The following is a 19,018-nucleotide window of genomic DNA, read 5'->3' as shown; positions in this document are numbered from 1 at the left end:
CGCTACACCCGCCGCGTCCCCAGGCAACTTCTGCGTTTCCTGCATGAATATCCTCCCGTCGTCGCAATGGGAGAATCGTCAGCGATCAGCGACGTTCATTCAATAACGGGGATTCTCGGGCGGATACGCCGCAACATATAGAAGCTCTGGATATCTGCGCGGACAGCGGGATGCGTCAGCCGCGATCAAGGCTGACAGAGAGCGTTGCCATGGGCGGATAGTACATTGCAATTCCCCAATCTTGGGCCTTTTCCATGACCCATGGGAAGCGTACCTTCCTCGGTGTAGCGCCTCCAGTCACTTCCGGCGCCAGACCAGCCGCCCGCTTCGGGCTGTGCGGAAATCAAGTTTGCGGCAGTAATCGCACGTTCCTTACAGATCGAGTATCTCGATGAAGCAAGATAAAGCAACGACGGCGGACGAAATGCTCGACATCGTCATTCCCGACAGTCAGCTTGTCAGGGAGGCAGCTCAGCTCATTCGCGACACCGAAAGCGAGTTGCTGTTTAACCACTCGACACGGGTGTACCTATGGGGTGCGCTACTAGGAAAACGAAAGAGCGTCGCCTTCGACCCAGAACTGCTCTACGTGGCGGCCATGTTCCACGACATCGGTTTGACGCTGGCCTATCGCGAAAGCGAACTGCGTTTTGAAGTCGACGGCGCTAACGCTGCCCGCGACTTCCTACGCAGCCATCATGTCGACGAGGTGGACGTAGCCAAGGTGTGGACCGCTGTAGCCCTCCATACGACGCCGGGCATACCCGAGCACATGCACGGCGAGATCGCGCTGGTGCAAGCCGGAGCCGGGATGGACGTGGCGGGACGGGGCTTTGATGACTTCACCGAGGAACAGCGCGCGGCGGTGGTCGCACGCTTTCCGCGCGGTGCCGATTTCGCCGGCAAGATGATTGATGCCTTCTACGACGGCATGAAGCATCGCCCCAGCACCACGGTTGGCACGTTCAACGACGATTTCTTGGCGTACAAGGACCCTAGCTTCAAGCGCGTGAACTTGTGCAGTGTCATTCTCAATTCCCGTTGGGGCTAACGTCTTTTCGGACCATACGGGCCAACTCTCTTATGCCTTTCAGGATTTTCCGATGTTCAAACGTACATTCTTGGTAACGGGCGCCAGCAAGGGTATCGGGCGTGCGTTGTCGAACCGGCTCGCCGCCGACGGACACAAGGTCGTCGGCCTCGCACGCGGCGCCGACGATCCAAGTTTCCCCGGCACACTGGTGTCCGTCGATCTGACGGATCGAAATGCGACCGCGCGTGCGCTCGAGCGGCTGGCCGAGCACTATGCCTTCGATGGCGTCGTCAATAACGCGGGCTTCGTCCGGCTGGCCGGTGTCGAAGCGATCGATCTCGACGATCTCGAAGCGTCCTTCCGTCATAACCTCACTTCTGCCGTGCAGACCGTACAAGCCTTGCTGCCCGGCATGCGGAATCGAGGCTGGGGGCGAATCGTGAACCTTTCCAGCCTTGTCGTCCTTGGCGTGGCCAACCGCACGGCTTACGCTGCGGCGAAAGCCGCGATGATGAGCTTTACGCGCACGTGGGCGCTTGAGCTTGCGCAGACGGGCATCACTGTCAATTCCGTCGCGCCCGGGCCCACTGAAACCGAATTATTTCGGCAGAACACGCCCGTTGGCAGCGAAGCGGAGCAGCGTTTCCTGTCGCTCGTGCCGATGAAGCGATTTGGCAAGCCTGAGGAATTAGCCGCGGCTCTAGCATTTCTTCTGTCCGAGGATGCGGGCTTCATTACTGGACAAACACTATTCGTTGACGGTGGCGCGTCGGTGGGAAAGGCGGCGTTCTGATCGCCCAACTATCATCGTGCTCGAAGTATGCAAGGGCGCAATACCGCGCTTCGCTAATACGCCTGCGCGGCTTCCCATGACAGGCACGGTGCTTCGCGAAAAAATCCGGGTGGCCTGCCAACACGACACCTACCGTCACTATTTGCCGAATCCCGCCATTGCGGTTCTCGCGCATGCGATATCCGACGAGCGCTATCAGAAGCTGGTCAGCCGCCACGGTCAATAATTGATGATGATTCGGGTGCGGACAATGTTCAGCGTTGCGATCCGCCGTGGCCTGCCAGTCGTCAGGCGTATCAGAAAATTGCGACCGCTTTGCGCACCGCGGGTGCGCAAAGCGAGGCGCGACTCATAGAGGCGGGACTCTCGAAGGTGGGAGAAAGTGCTCCGAATACGCCCCTCCCGTCACCGACGGAAACGGAGCATCACGTAGGAATCGTATCGGTAGAAAAAGCGGCGCTCTATACCGCGCCAAATGACGGGCGCGCGAGCCGTGCGTATTTGGTCCGGAACGATACTGTGACAGTATTGAAGCAGGTGCCAACCGGCTGGGCCTACGTGGACTATGTCAACGCTTCTGGCAAGCATCTTCTCCGATGGATTAAGGCGGAACAACTAACGATCAAGCCATGACGCGACTTTCGACCCGGTCGCATTAGTCCCGTCGCGTTCGGTCGGCGCAATCGGTAACTGCCGCGCGTCAATCAAGATGAGAACCTTTCATCCAGATCGTCGCGCCATAGTCAACGCGTTCATGACCGCAAGCTGCAAAATCGCGAGCATCGCAGGTTGTGCCGATACCGTCAGCATATACCGACGGCCTAATATCGCACCGTGCTGCCGAACGAGACCGTCGTCGCCGGGGGTCACCCTGCCTGCATCGTCGACTAAAAATCCGGTCGTCATTCAAAAAGCAACCTATTCTGTATAGCGGACGGGCTTGGCCGATTGCCGACGCATCGCATCGTTCGAGTCCGATGTCAGCCTGAATCCGCACACAGCCAACCTTCGACGAGGGGACAAGTCACAACGCGGGCGTGTACGTGCAAGAACCGAAGGTGGCGGAGTCGGTTCGGGCCTTCTTGATTCGGAGCAGACAATGAAAATTCTGATGGTAATGACCTCTCACGATACGTTAGGAAATACCGGGAAGAAAACCGGGTTCTGGCTCGAAGAGTTTGCCGCTCCCTACTACACGTTCCTCGATGGGGGCGTGAATGTCACGGTTGCGTCCCCGAAGGGCGGCCAGCCACCTCTCGACCCCAAGAGCGACACGCCTGAAGGCGAGACGGATATGACAAAGCGATTCAAGGCGGACCCGGCTGCCAAGTCCGTCCTGGCCAACACGGTCAAGCTTGCTGACGTGCGGGCCCAGGGCTATGACGCAGTCTTCTATCCAGGTGGCCATGGCCCGATGTGGGATTTGGCAGAGGACAAAAATTCGATCGCGTTGATCGAGGCCTTCTGGAAGGCCGGCAAGCCCGTGGCCGCTGTGTGCCACGGCCCGGCCGTTTTGCACCACGTGACGATCGATGGCCAACCACTTGTGAAAGGAAAACGCGTCACCGGTTTCACAAATACCGAGGAAGAAGCCGTGAAACTGACGAATGTCGTACCGTTTCTTGTCGAAGATGAATTGAAGCGACTCGGAGGTATTTACGAGAAGGCGGACGATTGGCAAAGCTTTTCGATTACCGATGGCCGGTTGGTCACGGGCCAGAATCCGGCTTCCTCGACGTCTACCGCGAAGAATTTGATGGCGCTTTTGCACTGAGTGTTTTACCCGCCTGGAGTATTCGTATTTCGCGTATTTCGCGCTTGGTGAATGCTTCCGGGCGGTAAAGGTGTGAGCGTTCATGGCCGCATCATTGGCCGAATAGATCATGATGCGGCCACGCTGCTCGACCGTGACGAGATTCGCGTCGGTGAGCTCTGTCATGTCGAAGGACAGTGACGAGTGCGCTCAGGTCGCATCGATCCGTCGGCTCTTGAAGCTCACGGTTTCCTTGAAGTCCTGCACGGTGCCCACCCGGCGCAAATTCGCCCACGTCCCCTTGTAGTACGGCACGACGTTGCGGTCTGTCCACGGTGTCGTTACGTTGCCCACGATCCCGTTGAAATGCCCAAACTGCATGAACGTCTGGCCGTGCTTGATCGCGGGCTCGAGATAGGCCATCGCGTAGGTCGACCCATAATCGTTATAGAGCTCCACGACATCGCCGGAAGCGATACCGAGCGAGCGCGCGTCGTCCGGATTGAGTTCGAGGAACGCCATCGGCACGCGTTCGCGAACGAACTCGTTGTACTGATCGTGATAAAGGGTCTGCCAGACTTCGTTCACGCGTCCGTTATTGATCCAGAACTTGTACTTTGCCTTCTGATCGGCAACTGGCTTGGGCAGGCCAGGCCATTTCGCCGGCTTGAATTGCGCTTTGCCGTCAGAAGTGTCGAACTTGCCGTCGGTGTAGAGCATCTCGGTGCCGATCAGCTTGCCGCCTTCGTACGACTTGGCCGGCAATTGAACCCCGTTGTTGCCCATCGCACGCAGCCGAGCGTACGTCACCAGATTTCCGGTCTTGCCGCCCTGACTGTCGATCGGAGCGACGCCCGGTTGTCCCGCTTGCCGGAAGCCATCGTTGAACGCGTCCTCCTCGGTCTTCCAGTCGAAGCCGGAAAACCGCGCGACCATGTCATGCTTGCCCTCGGCTTCATACATACGTTTGATGGTGTTCGCGATTGCCGCTGCAATCAAGCAGTCGGGCAACGCGGTACCGGGCGGGTCCATGAAGCGCTCCGACAGACGCATGCGCCGCTCGCCGTTCATCGAGGTCAGATTCATTTCGCCCGGATGCGCAGCCGGCAACATCAGATGCGCCGCGTCGGCAAGTTTGGTCGGGTACAGGTTGATAGCGACGACAAACAGCCCCCCCTTGTTTTTCACCGCGTCATAAGCGACATCCACGAGTTGCGCGGTCGACGCGCCACGTTGGCGCGACATCGCTTCTCGTACGATGCCGGCGCGATGCAGGATGACCGCACGATGCTCCTCCGCGTTCAAGGTCGTCTGGAACGGATTCGCCCCCCACGCGGTGTACATCATGCCCTTGCCGTGAATGATCTCCTGGTCGACGTAGATCTTCGTGTCTCCCGGATACGGAGGGCGCGTATAGCCCTCTTGATGCCCGCCCATGCGAACGACACCGGTACCGCGGCGCCCGACGTTGTGGGTGGCCAACACGACGTCAACCAGCGCGGATTGGATGAGGTAGTTGTCGTTTCCCCAGATGATTCCCTTTTCATAGGCGTGCATGGTCCGTGGGCGATGCCCAGACGCCTTCGGCTTATACGCCCATTCAGCCGCCTGCTTCAGACGCTCGACAGGCACTCCCGTAATGCGACTGGTTTCGTCCAAGGAAAGACGGTTGGTCTTCAACGCATCGTCGAATCCGTTGGTAAATTGCGCGATGTATTCCTTGTCGTGCCATTCCTGATCCACGACGTATGTCAACAGGCCGTCGAAGAGCGCAATGTCGGTACCGGGCTCGATGTCCAGATGCAATACGTTCTGTTTCCCGGCAACGCGCTCAGCGATCGCGATCGTGGTGGTGCGACGCGGGTCCACGAAGATGATCTTCGCTGCCTGAACACTCTCCCCGGGGAAGCGCTGTTTGCGCTTGTCGACTGTCTGCCCTTGCAGATTCGGCAGCCAGTGGGCGAGGAAATAGTTGGTCTGTGTTTCGTAGGAGTTACACCCGATCGCCATGATGACGTCGGCCAGTTCAGCATCCTCGTAGCTGTTGTTTAGCTCACCGATGCCCATTTCACGCGTCGCATGGCACTCCGAATTGTAGGCAGGCCTGTTATGGATGCGTACGAGCGGCGTCTTGAGCGCGGTGAACATCAGTTTGCCCGTGCCCCAGGTATTCTCGAAGCCGCCGCCGGCGCCGCCGTGATCGAAGCAATCGAAGGCGAGCACCGAAGGGCCGGCGCTATCGAGAATCTTCTTGGTGAGGCCAGCATACAGCGCAAGCGCGTCGTCCCAGCTCGTGTCCATCCATTGATCAGCCAAGTACACCCGTGGGCTTCGCAAACGCTCCTTGGCTACCCCGCCATCGGGGCTGTACATCACCTTCGCAAGCTGCCCGCCACGCGTCGACGACAAGCCGAGATTGACGCTGCATTGCTTGTCCGGCACGACCATGATGTTGTACCGGTGCCCATCCTTGTCGATGACCGTGTTTTGCATTGCCGGTGTCATGACCAAGGACAACGGCGGCAATTGCGTACGGAAGTCCAGCCCCAATGCGTTCTGATTGGGTGCGCGCCCACCCTCGGTGTTTTCCGGCCACTTGAAGACGTGGTATCCGCATCCGACGATACAAAAGTGGCACGTGAGATTCGTGCGCTGGGCTTGAACGGGCGGCAGCGCCACCCGATCCTTGTTGGTAGCCATGATCGCCCCTCTCTACAGCAGATTGGATTGACGGCCGTAGATCAAACCGTCGACCGAGATTGCACGCACCGTGCCGTCGCTCGCGTTGTAATCGAGCACGATGGCCGGGAGCTTCTCGGTTGCCTGCCCCGAAATCATCTGACCGGATTTTTCGGCATCGAACGTGCTGAAATGGCATGGACATCTAAATTCGCGTGTGGCCGTATCGTACGAAACCGGGCAACCCATATGCGTGCACAACACACTGAACGCCACGATGTCGCGTTCGGGGCCGACGCCACCGGGCACGGGCGTGCCCATCTTCACCACGGCGCACGGCGACGAGGCATCTGGAAAAGTGAACGCGAGCGGGACGTTCTCTCGTAATTGAGCAGTATGTGCGATCACCTTTGGGGTGTAGGGCAAAGTCGTTCGACCAGCATCGGTTCGGGCTGCTTGAGCTGCTTGAGCGACCTGAGTGCCTGCGACGGTGACGGTGGCTCCGGCGGCCGCACCACCAGTGAGCTTGAGAAATTGCCTGCGGCTAAGACTCATAGTCTCCTCCGTTATGAGTTGTGAGGGAGCGAATTGATTGGATTTGTGTGTGGATTGATGTCGTTCGCTCGAATGACTGTGATCGCACTGCCGAATGGGTACGGCGCACAATTTTTATATTTCTTGGAGTATTGATACGGGTTTAGGGCAAACCTTTCGGTATTTCAAGCGTGCTGAAAGGCGAATCGTGTGCTCGCGGGTTTACCGGTAGCAAACTGCGGCGGCGGGAGGCATGATCTAGCGAAGGCTTACAGCGCTCAGAATAGAAATCTCGTAGTCAAGCAACTGTCTGAGCTTCCTTGGGAATCTCGCCTTTCGGGAGGTCGTGTCCAGCGTCGACCGAAAGCAAAGAAAGAAGAAACGCTCAAGGTGCCCAGTCAGTTGCACACGGCTTCGATCGATCACTCGCGGTTCGAAACGTCCGCACCGATTCGCGATAAGGAAACACGCCGGAGATCAGTTGCTTGACGTCGAGGAGCCGCTTTTTCAACAGCTCGACGGCTCTCCCGCCGCTCACCGAAAGCGATATCCTCGAACCGAGCGAGGCATTCCGTCCCGAGATGGACTACTTCTCACACACCAGGAACGTTTGTGGCGCTGGGCGCGCCAAGCGCTCGGCCCGAAGGGGGCGTTGCTCGGCTGGACACCTTTCGTGCAGCGCGCAATCCGAGCGCAAGCGCGTAGAAGTCTCGATGCGTATCGCGCTAGTCCGCCGCTTTAAAACGCGACCTCATCGCGCCCCTTCAAGCCGAGCAGCTGCCGCGCTTCATCCGGCGCGACAACCTCGATTCCGAGTTCCTCCAGGATGCGCCGGATTTTGCGCACCTGCTCGCCATTCGACTTTGCTTTTTCCCCGGCACCGGATACAGGCTGTCCTCCAGGCCGACTCGCACATGCGAGCCCATCACGGCGCCATAGGTAAGGAGCGGTATCTGGTGCTTGCCAGCGCCGAGTATCGACCATTGGTAATCGTCCCAAAACAGCCGGGGCAGCCGCCTGTCTCCCCGGATTTCGACGGAGTCGGCGCAGTATCCTGGCGGCGTCATCGGCGCGGTTCGGCCACAGGCGATCGGTCGACGTCGTTGTTTAGATCGGCGACAATTGGCGGCACAAAGCAAACCAACCACCGCTTCAGTAGTCGTACACATGCTCCGTAACCAGGCCGTCCTTCCCGGCTACCGCCAGAAAATCGGACAAGCCGCGAACCGGTATCAGCAGCGCGACCCGGCGGGTATGGGCAGGCATCGTTAGCGGCTGTTCAAACAACACGCGGCCGCTTTCGGCCGGCAATGCCGTGCCGTCCTTCATCCACAGCGAGACCAGAATCTCCGACGTGTTGCCGGCGATATCGGTAAAACGAATTCCCTGTTGCGCGAGCGATGTCGCCGCGAGCCTGAAGTCGAAATAGCGTGGCAACGCAAGTAACGCCCGACCGTCGGGCAGGCGGGCAAGCACGCTCACGTGAGCCGGCGCCAACCAGCCGTCGGGCAGGTGGTCCACGACAACATCGGTGGTCATCAGGGCAGGCGTGTAGGCGGCCCGCGTTGCCTTTTCGATTAGTTTTCCATAGACAGCCTTGATTGCGTATTCGGTGGTCAACGCGTACCGGCGTTCCCATTTGCGCACGAGCCCCGGCCCCCACATCGGGACGTCGCTCCAAAGATGGCGCAGCCGTGCGCTGAAGTCGAACAGGTACCAAGGCTCCTGACGGATGAAGTCCACGTACTCCTGAGCCGCCTTAGCGCCATAGCGGTCCTCATCAGTAAGCTTTTTCCCGCCGAGAAGCCAGCTCGCGCGGCCCACTGTATTTTCGTAGGCGGAGCGCAGGACATATTCCACGGTCGTGCTCGATGCGATGACCCAGATCATCACGTGGTAACCGGGATTGAGCGGATAGTTGTCGCGCATCTGCTCGCGCGTGACGGCCGCGTAGCTCGACCAGAGCTGAGCGATCTGGTCAAGAAACGGAAAATCGTGCGACGGCCCGGTTTGCACGATCCGCGCGTACTCCGCGGGACTGTGCACGAGGTACCACTCCGGAAAGGTCAGCAGCGTCTGCTCGGCGCCGCGGCGATCCGCTGCAGGCACGGGGCTTTGGTATGAGACGCCCTGCGTCCCGGGTGCCGAGGACGCCGCCGCCGCATGCGCCGCCGGCGTGGCGAAGGCAAGCGCGAGGCCGATGGCGAGTAGCGCGTTTCGCAACTGCCGCATCATGCAGCCTCTCCATGGCGCACGAACGCCATCAGGGTATTGTCCGACGGATCGCCCTGCTGCGTCAGGCGCAATCCGGTATGGCGAAAGCCTGCCGCTTCGATGCGCGAGATCCAGGCGTTCACACTGGCGAAATACCGGAGTTCCGACCGGTTCGTTTCCCACGTTTCGCCGAGCCCCGCGTTGAAGACCGTATGGGCAAGCGAAACGAATGCGTCCATGATCGGCGTCGTAACATCGTGATCGCGGACCACGAAATAGCCACCCGGACGGACGATCCGCGCGATCGAGTCGAGAAACGGCGTGAGCTTTTCCGGCGCCATGTGGTGCAAGCCGACAAAGCAACTGACCAGGTCCGCGCTAGCCGCGGGCAGCGCGATGGGCGCGTAGTCGTTCAAGGGCTGGAACTCGCCTATCGAGCCGATCTGCCCACGCTCGACGATATCGACCGGGCTCATCCCCGGTCGCACATCATGAACCAGGGTGACGCGGCCTTTGAGGCACAGATACTTCTTCATGGCGCGAACGTAGCGCCCCGTCGTGCCGATCTCGACGTAGTCTTGCAACGGCGCATCGGCCAGCAGCATGGCGGCTTGCCGGCCCATTTCCGCCTTCTGCGTCGACAGCGACGGCAGCGCGTGGGTGAGCATCGCGAAGCGCGGCGTGATCGATTTGAGGCCCGCCTGGATCGCGCGATAGATGCGCTCGTCGCCGATATGTTCGGCCGTCGACGTCTTGATCAACGTATGCAGACGGTCCTCTGGCACGATGTTGAAGATGTTCTGCAGGAACGCATAGAAACGATCGGCTTCGTGCTCGTTACGATAGATCGTGGCGAACAGGGCGCCGCTGCTGTCCTCCTGCTTCGCCGTAATGGTAGGCAAAGCGGCGGGCGATGCAGCAGCCGACGAGGTCGCGGGGTCGAGCGCGCCTCGTTCGGGAGCATAGTAGCGATCCCACAGCGCGCCGCGCAGGCGGTATTGCGGATCGAGCTGCTGCTTGAGCGCAAACATTTCGCGCGCTCGCGGATAGGCGCGATGGAACTGCTCGTGTGTCGCGTGCAGTTGATAGGGCAGATAATAGGTGCCGCCCACGGCTAGGACGGCATCGATCAGTTCGCGCGTCCATACCGCAACGCGTTCCCTGGCATTCTCGCGAGTGCGCTGCTTGTGGTAGAGCACGAAGGCGAACGTCTCGCCGCGCGCCCATGCCATGACCGTACGGTTGTCGGCCAGCGCATGGCGGATCGAAATGTTGACTGCGTTCACCCGATGCCGCGAGAGGATCGCCGATAGTGCCTCGGCAAATCGCGTGACGGCGTCCACGGGCACGAAGTACTCCTGCAGCACGTACGTGCGCCGGCGCCGCCCGACCGGCTCGAGTTCTGCGACGTCGTAACCGGCTTCGTAATTGCGCCAATGCACCTTCTTGCCGAAATACAGGAGCGGGTCGTACAGAAACTCGCGACGGAACTTGCCGAGCGGCGTTTCGGTAATGGCCCATAGAAAGTATTTCGCCGCAAGAAAGCCGCGACTGAGAGGCTGCAATCGTGCCGACGTAGCCGGCTCGTCCGTGACCGTCCAACTGATTGCCCGGCCGCGCGTATAGTGCGGCGGATAGAGATCGAAATTGTGGAAGATCACATCTTGATGGCTGCGCACATTCGTATCGAACCATGCCTTGTAATCGGCAGTGCGCATCTTGCTGTCGCTGCGCTTGACCCGCGTATTGGGCACAAGGTCCAGCTCCGCTTCGGTGATGATGCCCACGCCGCCATATCCGCCGATCGCCGCGTTGAACAACGTGGCGTTCTCGAAAGGGGTGGCGTTGACTATCTCGCCGTTGGCGAGCACGAGCGTAATCGCCCGTACCGATAGCACAACCGGCCCCAATCCCATGTATCGCCCGTGCGCGTTAACCGACAGCGCGCCGCCCACCGTGAAGTTCGCGTAGGTCTGCATGATTTTGACTGACAGGCCGTGCGGATCTATAAAACGCTGAATGTCGCACCAGCGGATGCCGGCCTGCACGCGAATCACCGGCGTATGCGGCTCGAAACGGAGCACACGGTTCATCTTGCGCATATCCAGATGCAGGGTGCCCGGACTCGCGGTATGCCCTCCCATGCTGAAATGGCCGCCGCCTACCGATACCGGCAGATTGGTCTGGGTGAGCGCCTCGACGACTTCCTTTGTGGTGGTGGGCGTTGCGACTGAAAATACGGGAATGCGGTTCAGCTGGGTGACGTCGTTGACCGTTGCCATGTCTGCATCACTCCGCGATATTGACTTTGAGGTAATCGGAGCGCGTCGCCGGATCGGGACCAAAGCGGTTTTCGTGATCGACGCCGCGACGCAGCATCTGGATCAGCAGCCAGATCGGGCCGAACACCGGGACGATGGCGGTCAGTAAGGACCATCCGCAGCGGCCGATGTCGTGCAGGCGTTGGGCGCAGAGCGCGCCCGCGCTCCAGAGGAAGACGATCGCGAAGAGGCCCGTGCCCATCTCGCCAAACCCGGAGCCGGCTAGGCTGCCGAAGGCGGCGCACACGAGTGCGGCGATGACGATCCGGGTCAGCCATTCGCTGCGGGTGATGCGACCGCGGCTCAAAAAGAAAGCGGAGGCGAGGGTAGTCAATAGCATTTTTGTTTTTGCCTATTCTCGGGAGTCAATTGACGGTTCCTGAAGCCGTCAAAGCGTTTCAAGCTTCGGTGCGCAAGTTTAAGCGGACTTGATATCATCGGTCGATCTCAATCTTGAGAAAAATGGCCGAGCATAACTGTACGTAATCATTCGCCGTGGTAAGGTGCCGCGGAACCCATAAAGCATAAAAAGAGCGCGTGAGATTTAATGAGAATTTATAAAGTCGCGATCGCAGTGGTCGCCGTGCCGATCATCGCGCTGGTTGCGGTATTGGGCGGCGCGGACTTGAGTGCCCACAACCGCGAGCGGGACATCGCGCGGAGCGCGGCGCCGCCCGGATCACGCTTCGTGCGTGCCGCGGACGTGGACATGCTGATACAGGAGCGCGGCCCCGCTGACGGGCAGGCGATCGTCTTCATCTCAGGTCTGGGCGCTTGGAGTTCGACTTGGCTTCAGACCATGGACTATCTCGGTCAGGCCGGCTATCACTGCATCGCGGTGGACCTGCCGCCTTTCGGGTACACCAGCCGGCCTGCGGCCAATACATACGACACGGGCCACCAGGCTTTGCGCATTCTCGGGGTGCTCGATACGCTGAAGCTTTCGCAGGTGATTATCGTTGGCCATTCGTTCGGTGGGCGAGCCACGGTCGAAGCGTTGATGGCCGAGCCCGGGCGATTTAAAGCGGCGGTGCTGGTGGATGCGGCGCTGTCTATCGATCCGCCGCCAACCGACCACGGGTTGGTCGGTAGTCTGATGGAGTTACCGGCCGTCGCGCGACCGGTGATCGCCGCGACGGCAACCAATCCACGGCTCACCGGATGGTTTCTGCGCAAGTTCACCTCGCGTCATGACGCGCTGACGCCTGACCGGATTGCCGTCTACCAGCGACCGCTCTCACTGGTTGGAACAACGCAGGCTTACGGCAACTGGCTGAATGCATTTGTCAATGATCCAGGCCGTAGCAGAAGCAGCCGTTCATCGGATTACGCGTCACTGACAATGCCGGTCGAAGTGATCTGGGGGGCGACCGACGGCGTGACGCCCGTTAGTGAGGGACTACGCCTGTCACGACTGTTGCCTGACGCGCACATGAACGTGTTGCCCGGAGTCGGGCATATACCTCATGTCGAAGACAATGCGGCGTTCAATCGCGCAGTTGAAAACTTCCTGGTTCGCCTACATCGCCCCCCTGAATCTGTGCTGTCGGGTGCAGGCAGTTCGTGAGATAAAAGCTGGCGCTATAGCTGACTGAGTGACCAGGTCGGAGAACGTCGACGGGGCTCACGTTGCACGAAGCGGGAAGTCGTCCAAATGTCCGTCAACTATCGGCTCGACGAGCCGGCCCAAAAACGTCGCGCGACATAGGCTTGCGGCGTGACATCGCCACATGCGCCGCGATGCTTGCCAGGATGGCGAGCGATCCGATGGTTTCCAGTAGGGCCCCCAACATGCTCAACGATGCAGCAGCATCGGTGCGTAGGTCTTCATGAAGAACGCCAATGTGATGCAGGACGTTGCCAGTAGCGTGCCGGTACGAATGACTGCAGGCGAAGCGCGCCGGCCAATGCGCGCGCCACCATACCCGCCAAGAATTGCGCCGGCCAGCATGGCCAGCGTCTCGGGCCAGCGCACCGCCTGCGCGCCGATGAATGCCAGCACTGCGACAAGGTTTGCCGCGCTGACCAGCAGCGTACGCGGTGCATTCAGATGCTTGATATCGCGAGTGTCGAGCAGCCCCCATATAGCGACCATCATGATCCCCACCGCGCCCCCAAAGTAGCCCCCATAGACGCCGAGCGCGAACTGGATGACCAGCACCGCGCCTGCGCGAATATGCCAGCGCGCACGCAGTGCATCGCCGATTCGCCGTCCGAATGCGAGCGCAACGGATGCGATCAGCAGCAGCCAGGGCAACACGAAAGTGAATGCTGCAGACGAGGTGTGCAGCAGCAGGATGGCGCCAACGAGGCCACCGCATAGCGTAGCAACCAGCAACGCGCGCAACGACACCGGCCCGACCGGACCCAGGCCGTCGCGATACGTCAACGCGCTGGCGAGGCCGCCAGGAAACAGCGCCACCGTACTGGAGGTATTCGCATAAACCGGTGGCACACCCGCCGCTATTAACGCAGGCAGGCTGACAAACGAGCCGCCTCCGGCCAGTGCGTTCATTGCACCAGCCACTAATCCGGCCGTAAAAACCAGCAAAATGGATTCCATGGCGGTAATGCTAGGCACTCGACCATCTGTCCGCAATCTGGCATTTCCAGTGCTAGACTTCGGAAAAACCGAAGGCAGGGGACTTTGTCGTGCGCTTCGACCTGACAGATATGCGGCTCTTCCTAACGGTTGTGGAATCCGGCAGCTTGACGCAAGGCGCGCGGGAAATGCACCTGGCGCTGGCGTCCGTCAGTGAGCGCATCGCGGGCATGGAGTTGGCGTTTGGCGCACCGTTGCTGGAGCGTAACCGTCGCGGCGTGCGCGCAACTGCGGCCGGCGAGGCCTTGATCCGCCATGCCCGTTCGATCCTGGGCCAGGTCGAGCAAATGCGCGGGGAGTTGCGAACCTACGCAACGGGGCTGAAAGGACGCATTCGACTGCTCTCCAACACCGCGGCGCTCGCGGCATTCCTGCCGCCCCGGCTATGTGAGTTCCTGGCGGCGCATCCCGACCTTGGCGTCGATCTCGAAGAACGGCCCAGTTCCGAAATCGTTCAGGCGCTGGTGGACCGGCGCGCGGACCTTGGGATCGTGGCCGACATCACCGACCTCGCGAACCTACAGACGCATCTGATTGCACAGGACGAGCTCGTTGTCGTGACCAGCCGCGCGCATCGCGCGGCGACGCAAGCGTCCGTGGCATTCACGGACATCCTTGGCGAACCGGTTGTCGGCATGGCGGACAGTGCGCTCGAAACGCACCTCGCGGAACGCGCGTCGCGCCTTGGTCGTCAGCTCAACTACCGCGTCCAGTTGCGCAGCGTCGAGCATGTGGCGATGCTGGTCGAGGCCGGCATCGGCGTATCGATCCTTTCCAAGGCATTGGCGAGCACGCTGCGTCGGGACGTTGCCATCCTGCCACTGTCGGAGGCATGGGCCGCGCGGCGGCTTTACCTTTGCGCGCGCGACTTTCTCGTGCTGACGCCGCACGCCGGCTTGCTCGCACGTCAGTTGATGGAAGGCGCGCCGTAGCCTTTGCGTTGACGAAGCGATTATGGGTGGAAGTCTCACGACTGCAGCCAATCAATCCGCTGCGACTTCATCGGCGGCTTTCAAGGTACAACGGCCGTTCGTCGCCCCGCATAGGGAGATGGGAGTTCGTGCTTATGCTCCGCACACACGTGGGGAGGCCGCGATAAAAGAAAGTCCTATGCCGCGGGCGCAGCGTCTTGCGTGGGTTCGCTGCTTGCCGTGCTTTTACGCCGGCCTGTCGTGCTGGGTTCCCCGACGCATCACAACGAGGGCAATACCTCCGAGGATTGCTGCCGAGGCCAACACGATGCGGACGGTCACGCTCTCTCCAAGAAATGCAACTGCGCCGAGCGTCGCGATGACCGGCACGCTCAATTGCACCGTGGCCGCGTTGCCGGGTTTCAGAGCGGGCAACGCCGCGTACCAGATGGCGTAGCCAATGCCGGAGGCCGCTGCACCGGAAGCCGTTGCGTACCAGAAGCCGACGTAATCAATCGAAGCGTGAGTGGACATGACGGCGCTGAGCGCAGCGGCAAGTGGGACTGCGCGCAGGAAGTTGCCGACCGTCACCGCGGTGGGATTTCCTGCGCCCTTGCCGCGCAATGAATAGATGCCCCAAGCGACGCCGGCACCGAGCATGAGGGCAGCGCCTCCGGGAGGCGGCGCTGAGAGACCGGGAAGCAGCAGCCCGACAAGGCCTGCCAGCGCGCAAATCAACCCGATCCATTGCCGCCCATGAAAGCGTTCGCCCTTTCGGATGCCGTACCCGATCATGGTCGTCTGTACGGCGCCGAACAGAAGCAGGGCGCCAGTGGACGCTGGCAGGCTCAGGTATGCAAACGAGAATGCAGCCGCATAGGCGAACAGCGCTAGTGCAGACAGCCAGTTTCCGGCGCCGACCAGCTTGCCGCCCCGGAGCCGCATTATCAACGAGAGCGCGAGAGCGCCCGAAGCGATACGGACCGACGTAAAACTCGCTGCGTCGATGTGGGTTCCTTTGAGGGCAAGCCGGCATAGCAACGAATTCGCTGCAAATGCGACCATTGCGAGGAGCGTCAGCACTGTGACACGCACGGGCGACATAGAACTCCACAAAAAGACCTGAATCTTTCGCTAGTATCCGGCCATCGCGCTGCCAGTACGAGCGATGAGCGTGGCGGAGCAATGCACACCGGAGGTTGGAGCGACTGATCGTGTTTAGAGGACGATCATTGGTCGCCGTCGCCGCCCACCGTACCTCCGAGCCGCCGGCGACGATCCTATGCCGACGAAGTCAGCCCCATCTGGAATTCAACATGATGCTGCACAGGTTCACGCGCTCGAAGCTGGGATCCTTGTGCGCCAGAAAATCATCGTTGAACGTGCCAAACGTGGTGCCTGGGCGATGCTTCATGCCGTCGTAAAAGGCATCGATCATTTTGTTGGTGAAGTCGGCGCCGCGCGGATAAGCCGCGACCGCCGCCGCGCTGCTCTTCCGTGAACGCATCGAAGTCCCGTCCCGCCACGTCCGTCCCCGCTCCGGCCTGCACCAGCGCGATTTCGCCGTGCATGTGTTCCGGAATGGCCGGCGTCGTATGAAGCGCCACAGCGGTCCATACCTTCGCCACGTCCGCCTCGTCGACATGGTGGCTGGCAGAAAATCGCGTGCGGCGTTGGCGCCGTCCACTTCGAAGCATGCATCTTCTGGATCGTCCCGCTCGGGCGGGTGACCTAGCGCCCGAACTGATTCACGGCGCTACACCGAAGAACTTACGCTTCGCATGGGTCATGGAGTAGGCCCAAGATCGGGAAATTCCAATGTACTATCGCGTCCATGGCAACGCTTTCTATTGGCATCGATCGCGCTGGAGGTATCGCGCTGTCGGCGCAAATTTATAGCTCGATCCGAAATGCGATCGAGTCGGGTCAGCTCACCGCCGGCGCACGGCTGCCCTCCTGGTCAGATTTGGCCGCCCAGCTCGGCGTATCACGAGGCACGGTTCGTACGGCTTATGAACGACTAATCGACGAACAATTCGTGGTCGGATTGGGTGCGGCCGGCACGCGGGTAGTTGCGAGGCCCTCGCCGGCGACGACCAAATGGTTGCCCGAGGCACCGCCACTTCCTGAGCTTTTCGACGACTTCAGCACGACGCCCGTGGCTTTTCAAATGGGTGTTCCCTCGCAGGACGCGTTTCCATTCAAGCTCTGGTCACGCATTCAGGTGCGCGCCGCGCGCCGGGCGGCAGCGGCTCCTGTCGGCTATCCCGACCCGCGCGGCGATCCCGATCTGCGACAGGAAATCGCGTCGTATCTTGCGGTGTCTCGCGGTCTTCTCTGCAGTCCGTCCCAGGTATTCGTCACCGCAGGTTTTGCCGGCGCGCTCAACCTCGCGATTCGCGGCTTGTGCATCGAAGGGAAACAAGCCTGGGTGGAAGATCCCGGTTTTCCTCTCACGCGCACGGCGCTCGGCCTGGCCGGCATGACCGTGGCAGGGGTGCCGGTGGATACGGACGGGCTCGATGTCGACGCCGGCATCCGAATCGCGCCTGCAGCCGCCGTAGCGGTGGTTACGCCGGGCCAGCAAGCGCCGCTCGGGATGACGATGTCGCTCGCTCGGCGGATTTCACTGCTCGACTGGGCCAAGCACCACGATGCCTGGATCGTGGAAGACGATTATCTCGGCGAGTTGCAGTTGAGAGGACGGGCTGCACCCGCTCTGGCCTCGCTTGATCGGGACGGACGCGTGCTCCACATCGGGACCTTCAGCAAGACGATCAGCCCGGCACTGCGCCTGGGTTTTCTCGTTGTCCCGCCGGCGATGGCACGCGGCTTCGGCGACGTCGCGGCGTGCCTTTCGCCCGCCCCGGCAGCATCCGTGCAGCACGCCGTGACCGAGTTTATGCACGATGGACACTATCTTCGCCATTTACGGCGTATGAAGCGTCTTTACGCGGGCCGGCAAGAAGCCCTGGTTCGTTGTCTGAAGGAACTCGCCTCAGAATCAATCCAAGTGGAGGGTTCCGCAGGCATGACCGTGGTGGCCGCGCTGCCGCAATCCGCCGTGTCGGATATTGATATCGCTTCACGGGCGCGAGTTTTTGGGTTGGCCCCAGTTCCTCTCTCGCCTTGGTACACGACCGAGCCGAGACAGCAGGGACTACTGCTCGGTGTGACGAATTTGAATGAACGGACGCTGGCGGTCAACTGTTCCCGGCTCTTAGAAGTCGTTCTCGGGAGCCACTGACGAGGCGACTTCGGCGCGGCGTCAAGCGTTGCCATGACGTCTTCCGTATTACTCAGTGTGCGATGCACGTTGCCTAACGGAGTTAAGATTCACTTCAAATTTTGAAAACGGTGTTATGAATTTTAGTCGATCGGATCATATATTCCTCTTCGGCGTTAATCGCCGCATCATTTTATTGAAAATAGTGGCGCGCCGAATATAAGCAGGAAACATCCGCTGGCAAACTGAGATTGAATAATGGCGCGCCACCCTGGGTAACCATATGATACCGGTAGGGTGAATCGAGTCTTGACAGGAAGGTGCAAGAGCCAATTGCGCCATGCGTCTGTGATGACGATCAAGCCACCAGTAAGGGTAAGTAGAGAAATTATCCGAATTTTATTGACGTGAATCTGTATATCAAATACATGTATTTCAACGAGCACAAATACACCTAGCAGCAATAATCCACATAGAAGGCGATAGAGCGAGGCTAGGCCCATCTTGAGCCACTTTGGCGCACTGCTCTCGCCTTGAGGTGGGGACGTCCATTTCATTTTTTTGGTACAGTATTATCTGCTGCAACATGACCCATTATTTTTTGGGGATGTCAATCAATTCGGTTGCATTTTGCGAATTGCGCGATCGAAGCTTTCACCAGCGAATCAAGTTGGTCGATGGTGAATAGCCACATATTCACGCTTGGAATCAGCAAACCACCGCTGATCTCGACCATGACGTTCCCCACAGAAAGTTCAGCATCGATCGTTGTCGACGATGTACGCGGCTTTGTCGACTGGCCGCTTGTGGCCGCGGAACGAAACTGCTCCCGCGGTAGGGGCTCCGGCCCGACGCTGGAGGTCAGAGCGAAGCCGGTCACGCGGTTTTATGTTGGCGAATGAGGCAATCCGCCTCGTTCTTCAGCAGGAGCCGAATCATGACCTCCGCCCAA

At 60.1% G+C, this 19,018-nt stretch carries 15 protein-coding genes and 3 pseudogenes; 8 read left to right on the top strand and 10 right to left on the bottom strand.

The features are described 5' to 3' along the window. Window positions 1-391: 391 nt before the first annotated feature. The 4 genes from QQS38_RS25540 to QQS38_RS25525 all read left to right on the top strand — a co-directional run bounded on the left by QQS38_RS25540 (window position 392) and on the right by QQS38_RS25525 (window position 3,600). A complete protein-coding gene (locus QQS38_RS25540) occupies window positions 392-1,051 on the top strand; it encodes an HD domain-containing protein (protein ID WP_479648134.1) in 660 nt (219 codons plus the stop codon). Window positions 1,052-1,103: 52 nt separating this feature from the next. Beyond that, window positions 1,104-1,826 (top strand): SDR family oxidoreductase, encoded by a 723-nt coding sequence (locus QQS38_RS25535; protein WP_479648133.1) that lies wholly within the window; start codon window positions 1,104-1,106, stop codon window positions 1,824-1,826. 76 nt (window positions 1,827-1,902) lie between these two features. Next, window positions 1,903-2,052 (top strand): hypothetical protein, encoded by a 150-nt coding sequence (locus QQS38_RS25530; RefSeq protein WP_479648132.1) that lies wholly within the window; start codon window positions 1,903-1,905, stop codon window positions 2,050-2,052. 873 nt (window positions 2,053-2,925) lie between these two features. Beyond that, window positions 2,926-3,600, top strand: a complete 675-nt coding sequence (locus QQS38_RS25525; RefSeq protein WP_479648131.1) for a type 1 glutamine amidotransferase domain-containing protein — start codon at window positions 2,926-2,928, stop codon at window positions 3,598-3,600. Window positions 3,601-3,789: 189 nt separating this feature from the next. Here QQS38_RS25525 and QQS38_RS25520 read toward each other — a convergent pair whose 3' ends face one another. Both QQS38_RS25520 and QQS38_RS25515 read right to left on the bottom strand, forming a co-directional pair. After that, entirely contained in the window at window positions 3,790-6,279 is a 2,490-nt protein-coding gene (locus QQS38_RS25520) for an arsenate reductase (azurin) large subunit (RefSeq protein WP_479648130.1), read from the bottom strand. Between the two features lie 12 nt (window positions 6,280-6,291). After that, complete coding sequence (locus QQS38_RS25515; protein WP_479648129.1) at window positions 6,292-6,813, bottom strand: arsenate reductase (azurin) small subunit; 522 nt, start codon at window positions 6,811-6,813, stop codon at window positions 6,292-6,294. 589 nt (window positions 6,814-7,402) lie between these two features. Between QQS38_RS25515 and QQS38_RS25510 the strand changes: the two are divergent. Then, window positions 7,403-7,534, top strand: a pseudogene (locus QQS38_RS25510) (nuclear transport factor 2 family protein); the annotation flags it as partial. Here the strand turns inward: QQS38_RS25510 and QQS38_RS25505 are convergent. From QQS38_RS25505 to QQS38_RS25490, 4 genes and pseudogenes are all read right to left on the bottom strand, one after another. Continuing rightward, a pseudogene (locus QQS38_RS25505) lies at window positions 7,531-7,799 on the bottom strand (3-keto-5-aminohexanoate cleavage protein); the annotation flags it as partial. The pseudogenes QQS38_RS25510 and QQS38_RS25505 overlap by 4 nt on opposite strands. Window positions 7,800-7,944: 145 nt before the next feature. Beyond that, window positions 7,945-8,901: a hypothetical protein gene (locus QQS38_RS25500; RefSeq protein WP_479648128.1), complete on the bottom strand. Its 957-nt coding sequence runs from the start codon at window positions 8,899-8,901 to the stop codon at window positions 7,945-7,947. Between the two features lie 122 nt (window positions 8,902-9,023). After that, entirely contained in the window at window positions 9,024-11,288 is a 2,265-nt protein-coding gene (locus QQS38_RS25495; RefSeq protein ID WP_479648127.1) for an FAD-binding protein, read from the bottom strand. A 7-nt stretch (window positions 11,289-11,295) separates the two neighbouring features. Next, window positions 11,296-11,661 (bottom strand): DUF805 domain-containing protein, encoded by a 366-nt coding sequence (locus QQS38_RS25490; RefSeq protein WP_479648126.1) that lies wholly within the window; start codon window positions 11,659-11,661, stop codon window positions 11,296-11,298. Between the two features lie 213 nt (window positions 11,662-11,874). On the opposite strand from QQS38_RS25490, the gene QQS38_RS25485 reads away from it, so the two are divergent. Next, entirely contained in the window at window positions 11,875-12,894 is a 1,020-nt protein-coding gene (locus QQS38_RS25485; protein ID WP_479648125.1) for an alpha/beta fold hydrolase, read from the top strand. A 228-nt stretch (window positions 12,895-13,122) separates the two neighbouring features. Here the strand turns inward: QQS38_RS25485 and QQS38_RS25480 are convergent, their stop codons facing one another. Continuing rightward, window positions 13,123-13,890: a sulfite exporter TauE/SafE family protein gene (locus QQS38_RS25480; protein WP_479648124.1), complete on the bottom strand. Its 768-nt coding sequence runs from the start codon at window positions 13,888-13,890 to the stop codon at window positions 13,123-13,125. An 89-nt stretch (window positions 13,891-13,979) separates the two neighbouring features. Here QQS38_RS25480 and QQS38_RS25475 point away from each other — a divergent pair, with 89 nt between their 5' ends. Further along, window positions 13,980-14,861, top strand: a complete 882-nt coding sequence (locus QQS38_RS25475) for a LysR family transcriptional regulator (RefSeq protein WP_479648123.1) — start codon at window positions 13,980-13,982, stop codon at window positions 14,859-14,861. 225 nt (window positions 14,862-15,086) lie between these two features. Here QQS38_RS25475 and QQS38_RS25470 read toward each other — a convergent pair whose 3' ends face one another. Both QQS38_RS25470 and QQS38_RS25465 read right to left on the bottom strand, forming a co-directional pair. Then, on the bottom strand, window positions 15,087-15,944 hold the full coding sequence (locus QQS38_RS25470; RefSeq protein WP_479648122.1) for a DMT family transporter: 858 nt from the start codon (window positions 15,942-15,944) through the stop codon (window positions 15,087-15,089). A gap of 190 nt (window positions 15,945-16,134) precedes the next feature. Continuing rightward, window positions 16,135-16,533: pseudogene (locus QQS38_RS25465) on the bottom strand (HD domain-containing protein); the annotation flags it as partial. Between the two features lie 141 nt (window positions 16,534-16,674). On the opposite strand from QQS38_RS25465, the gene pdxR reads away from it, so the two are divergent. Next, window positions 16,675-18,087: a MocR-like pyridoxine biosynthesis transcription factor PdxR gene (gene pdxR, locus QQS38_RS25460; protein WP_479648121.1), complete on the top strand. Its 1,413-nt coding sequence runs from the start codon at window positions 16,675-16,677 to the stop codon at window positions 18,085-18,087. A 589-nt stretch (window positions 18,088-18,676) separates the two neighbouring features. Here the strand turns inward: pdxR and QQS38_RS25455 are convergent. Beyond that, on the bottom strand, window positions 18,677-18,802 hold the full coding sequence (locus tag QQS38_RS25455) for a hypothetical protein (RefSeq protein ID WP_479648120.1): 126 nt from the start codon (window positions 18,800-18,802) through the stop codon (window positions 18,677-18,679). Between the last annotated feature and the right edge of the window lie 216 nt (window positions 18,803-19,018).

Source organism: Trinickia sp. Z7, assembly GCF_056498045.1.
This window is presented reverse-complemented; position numbering and strand designations above follow the sequence as displayed.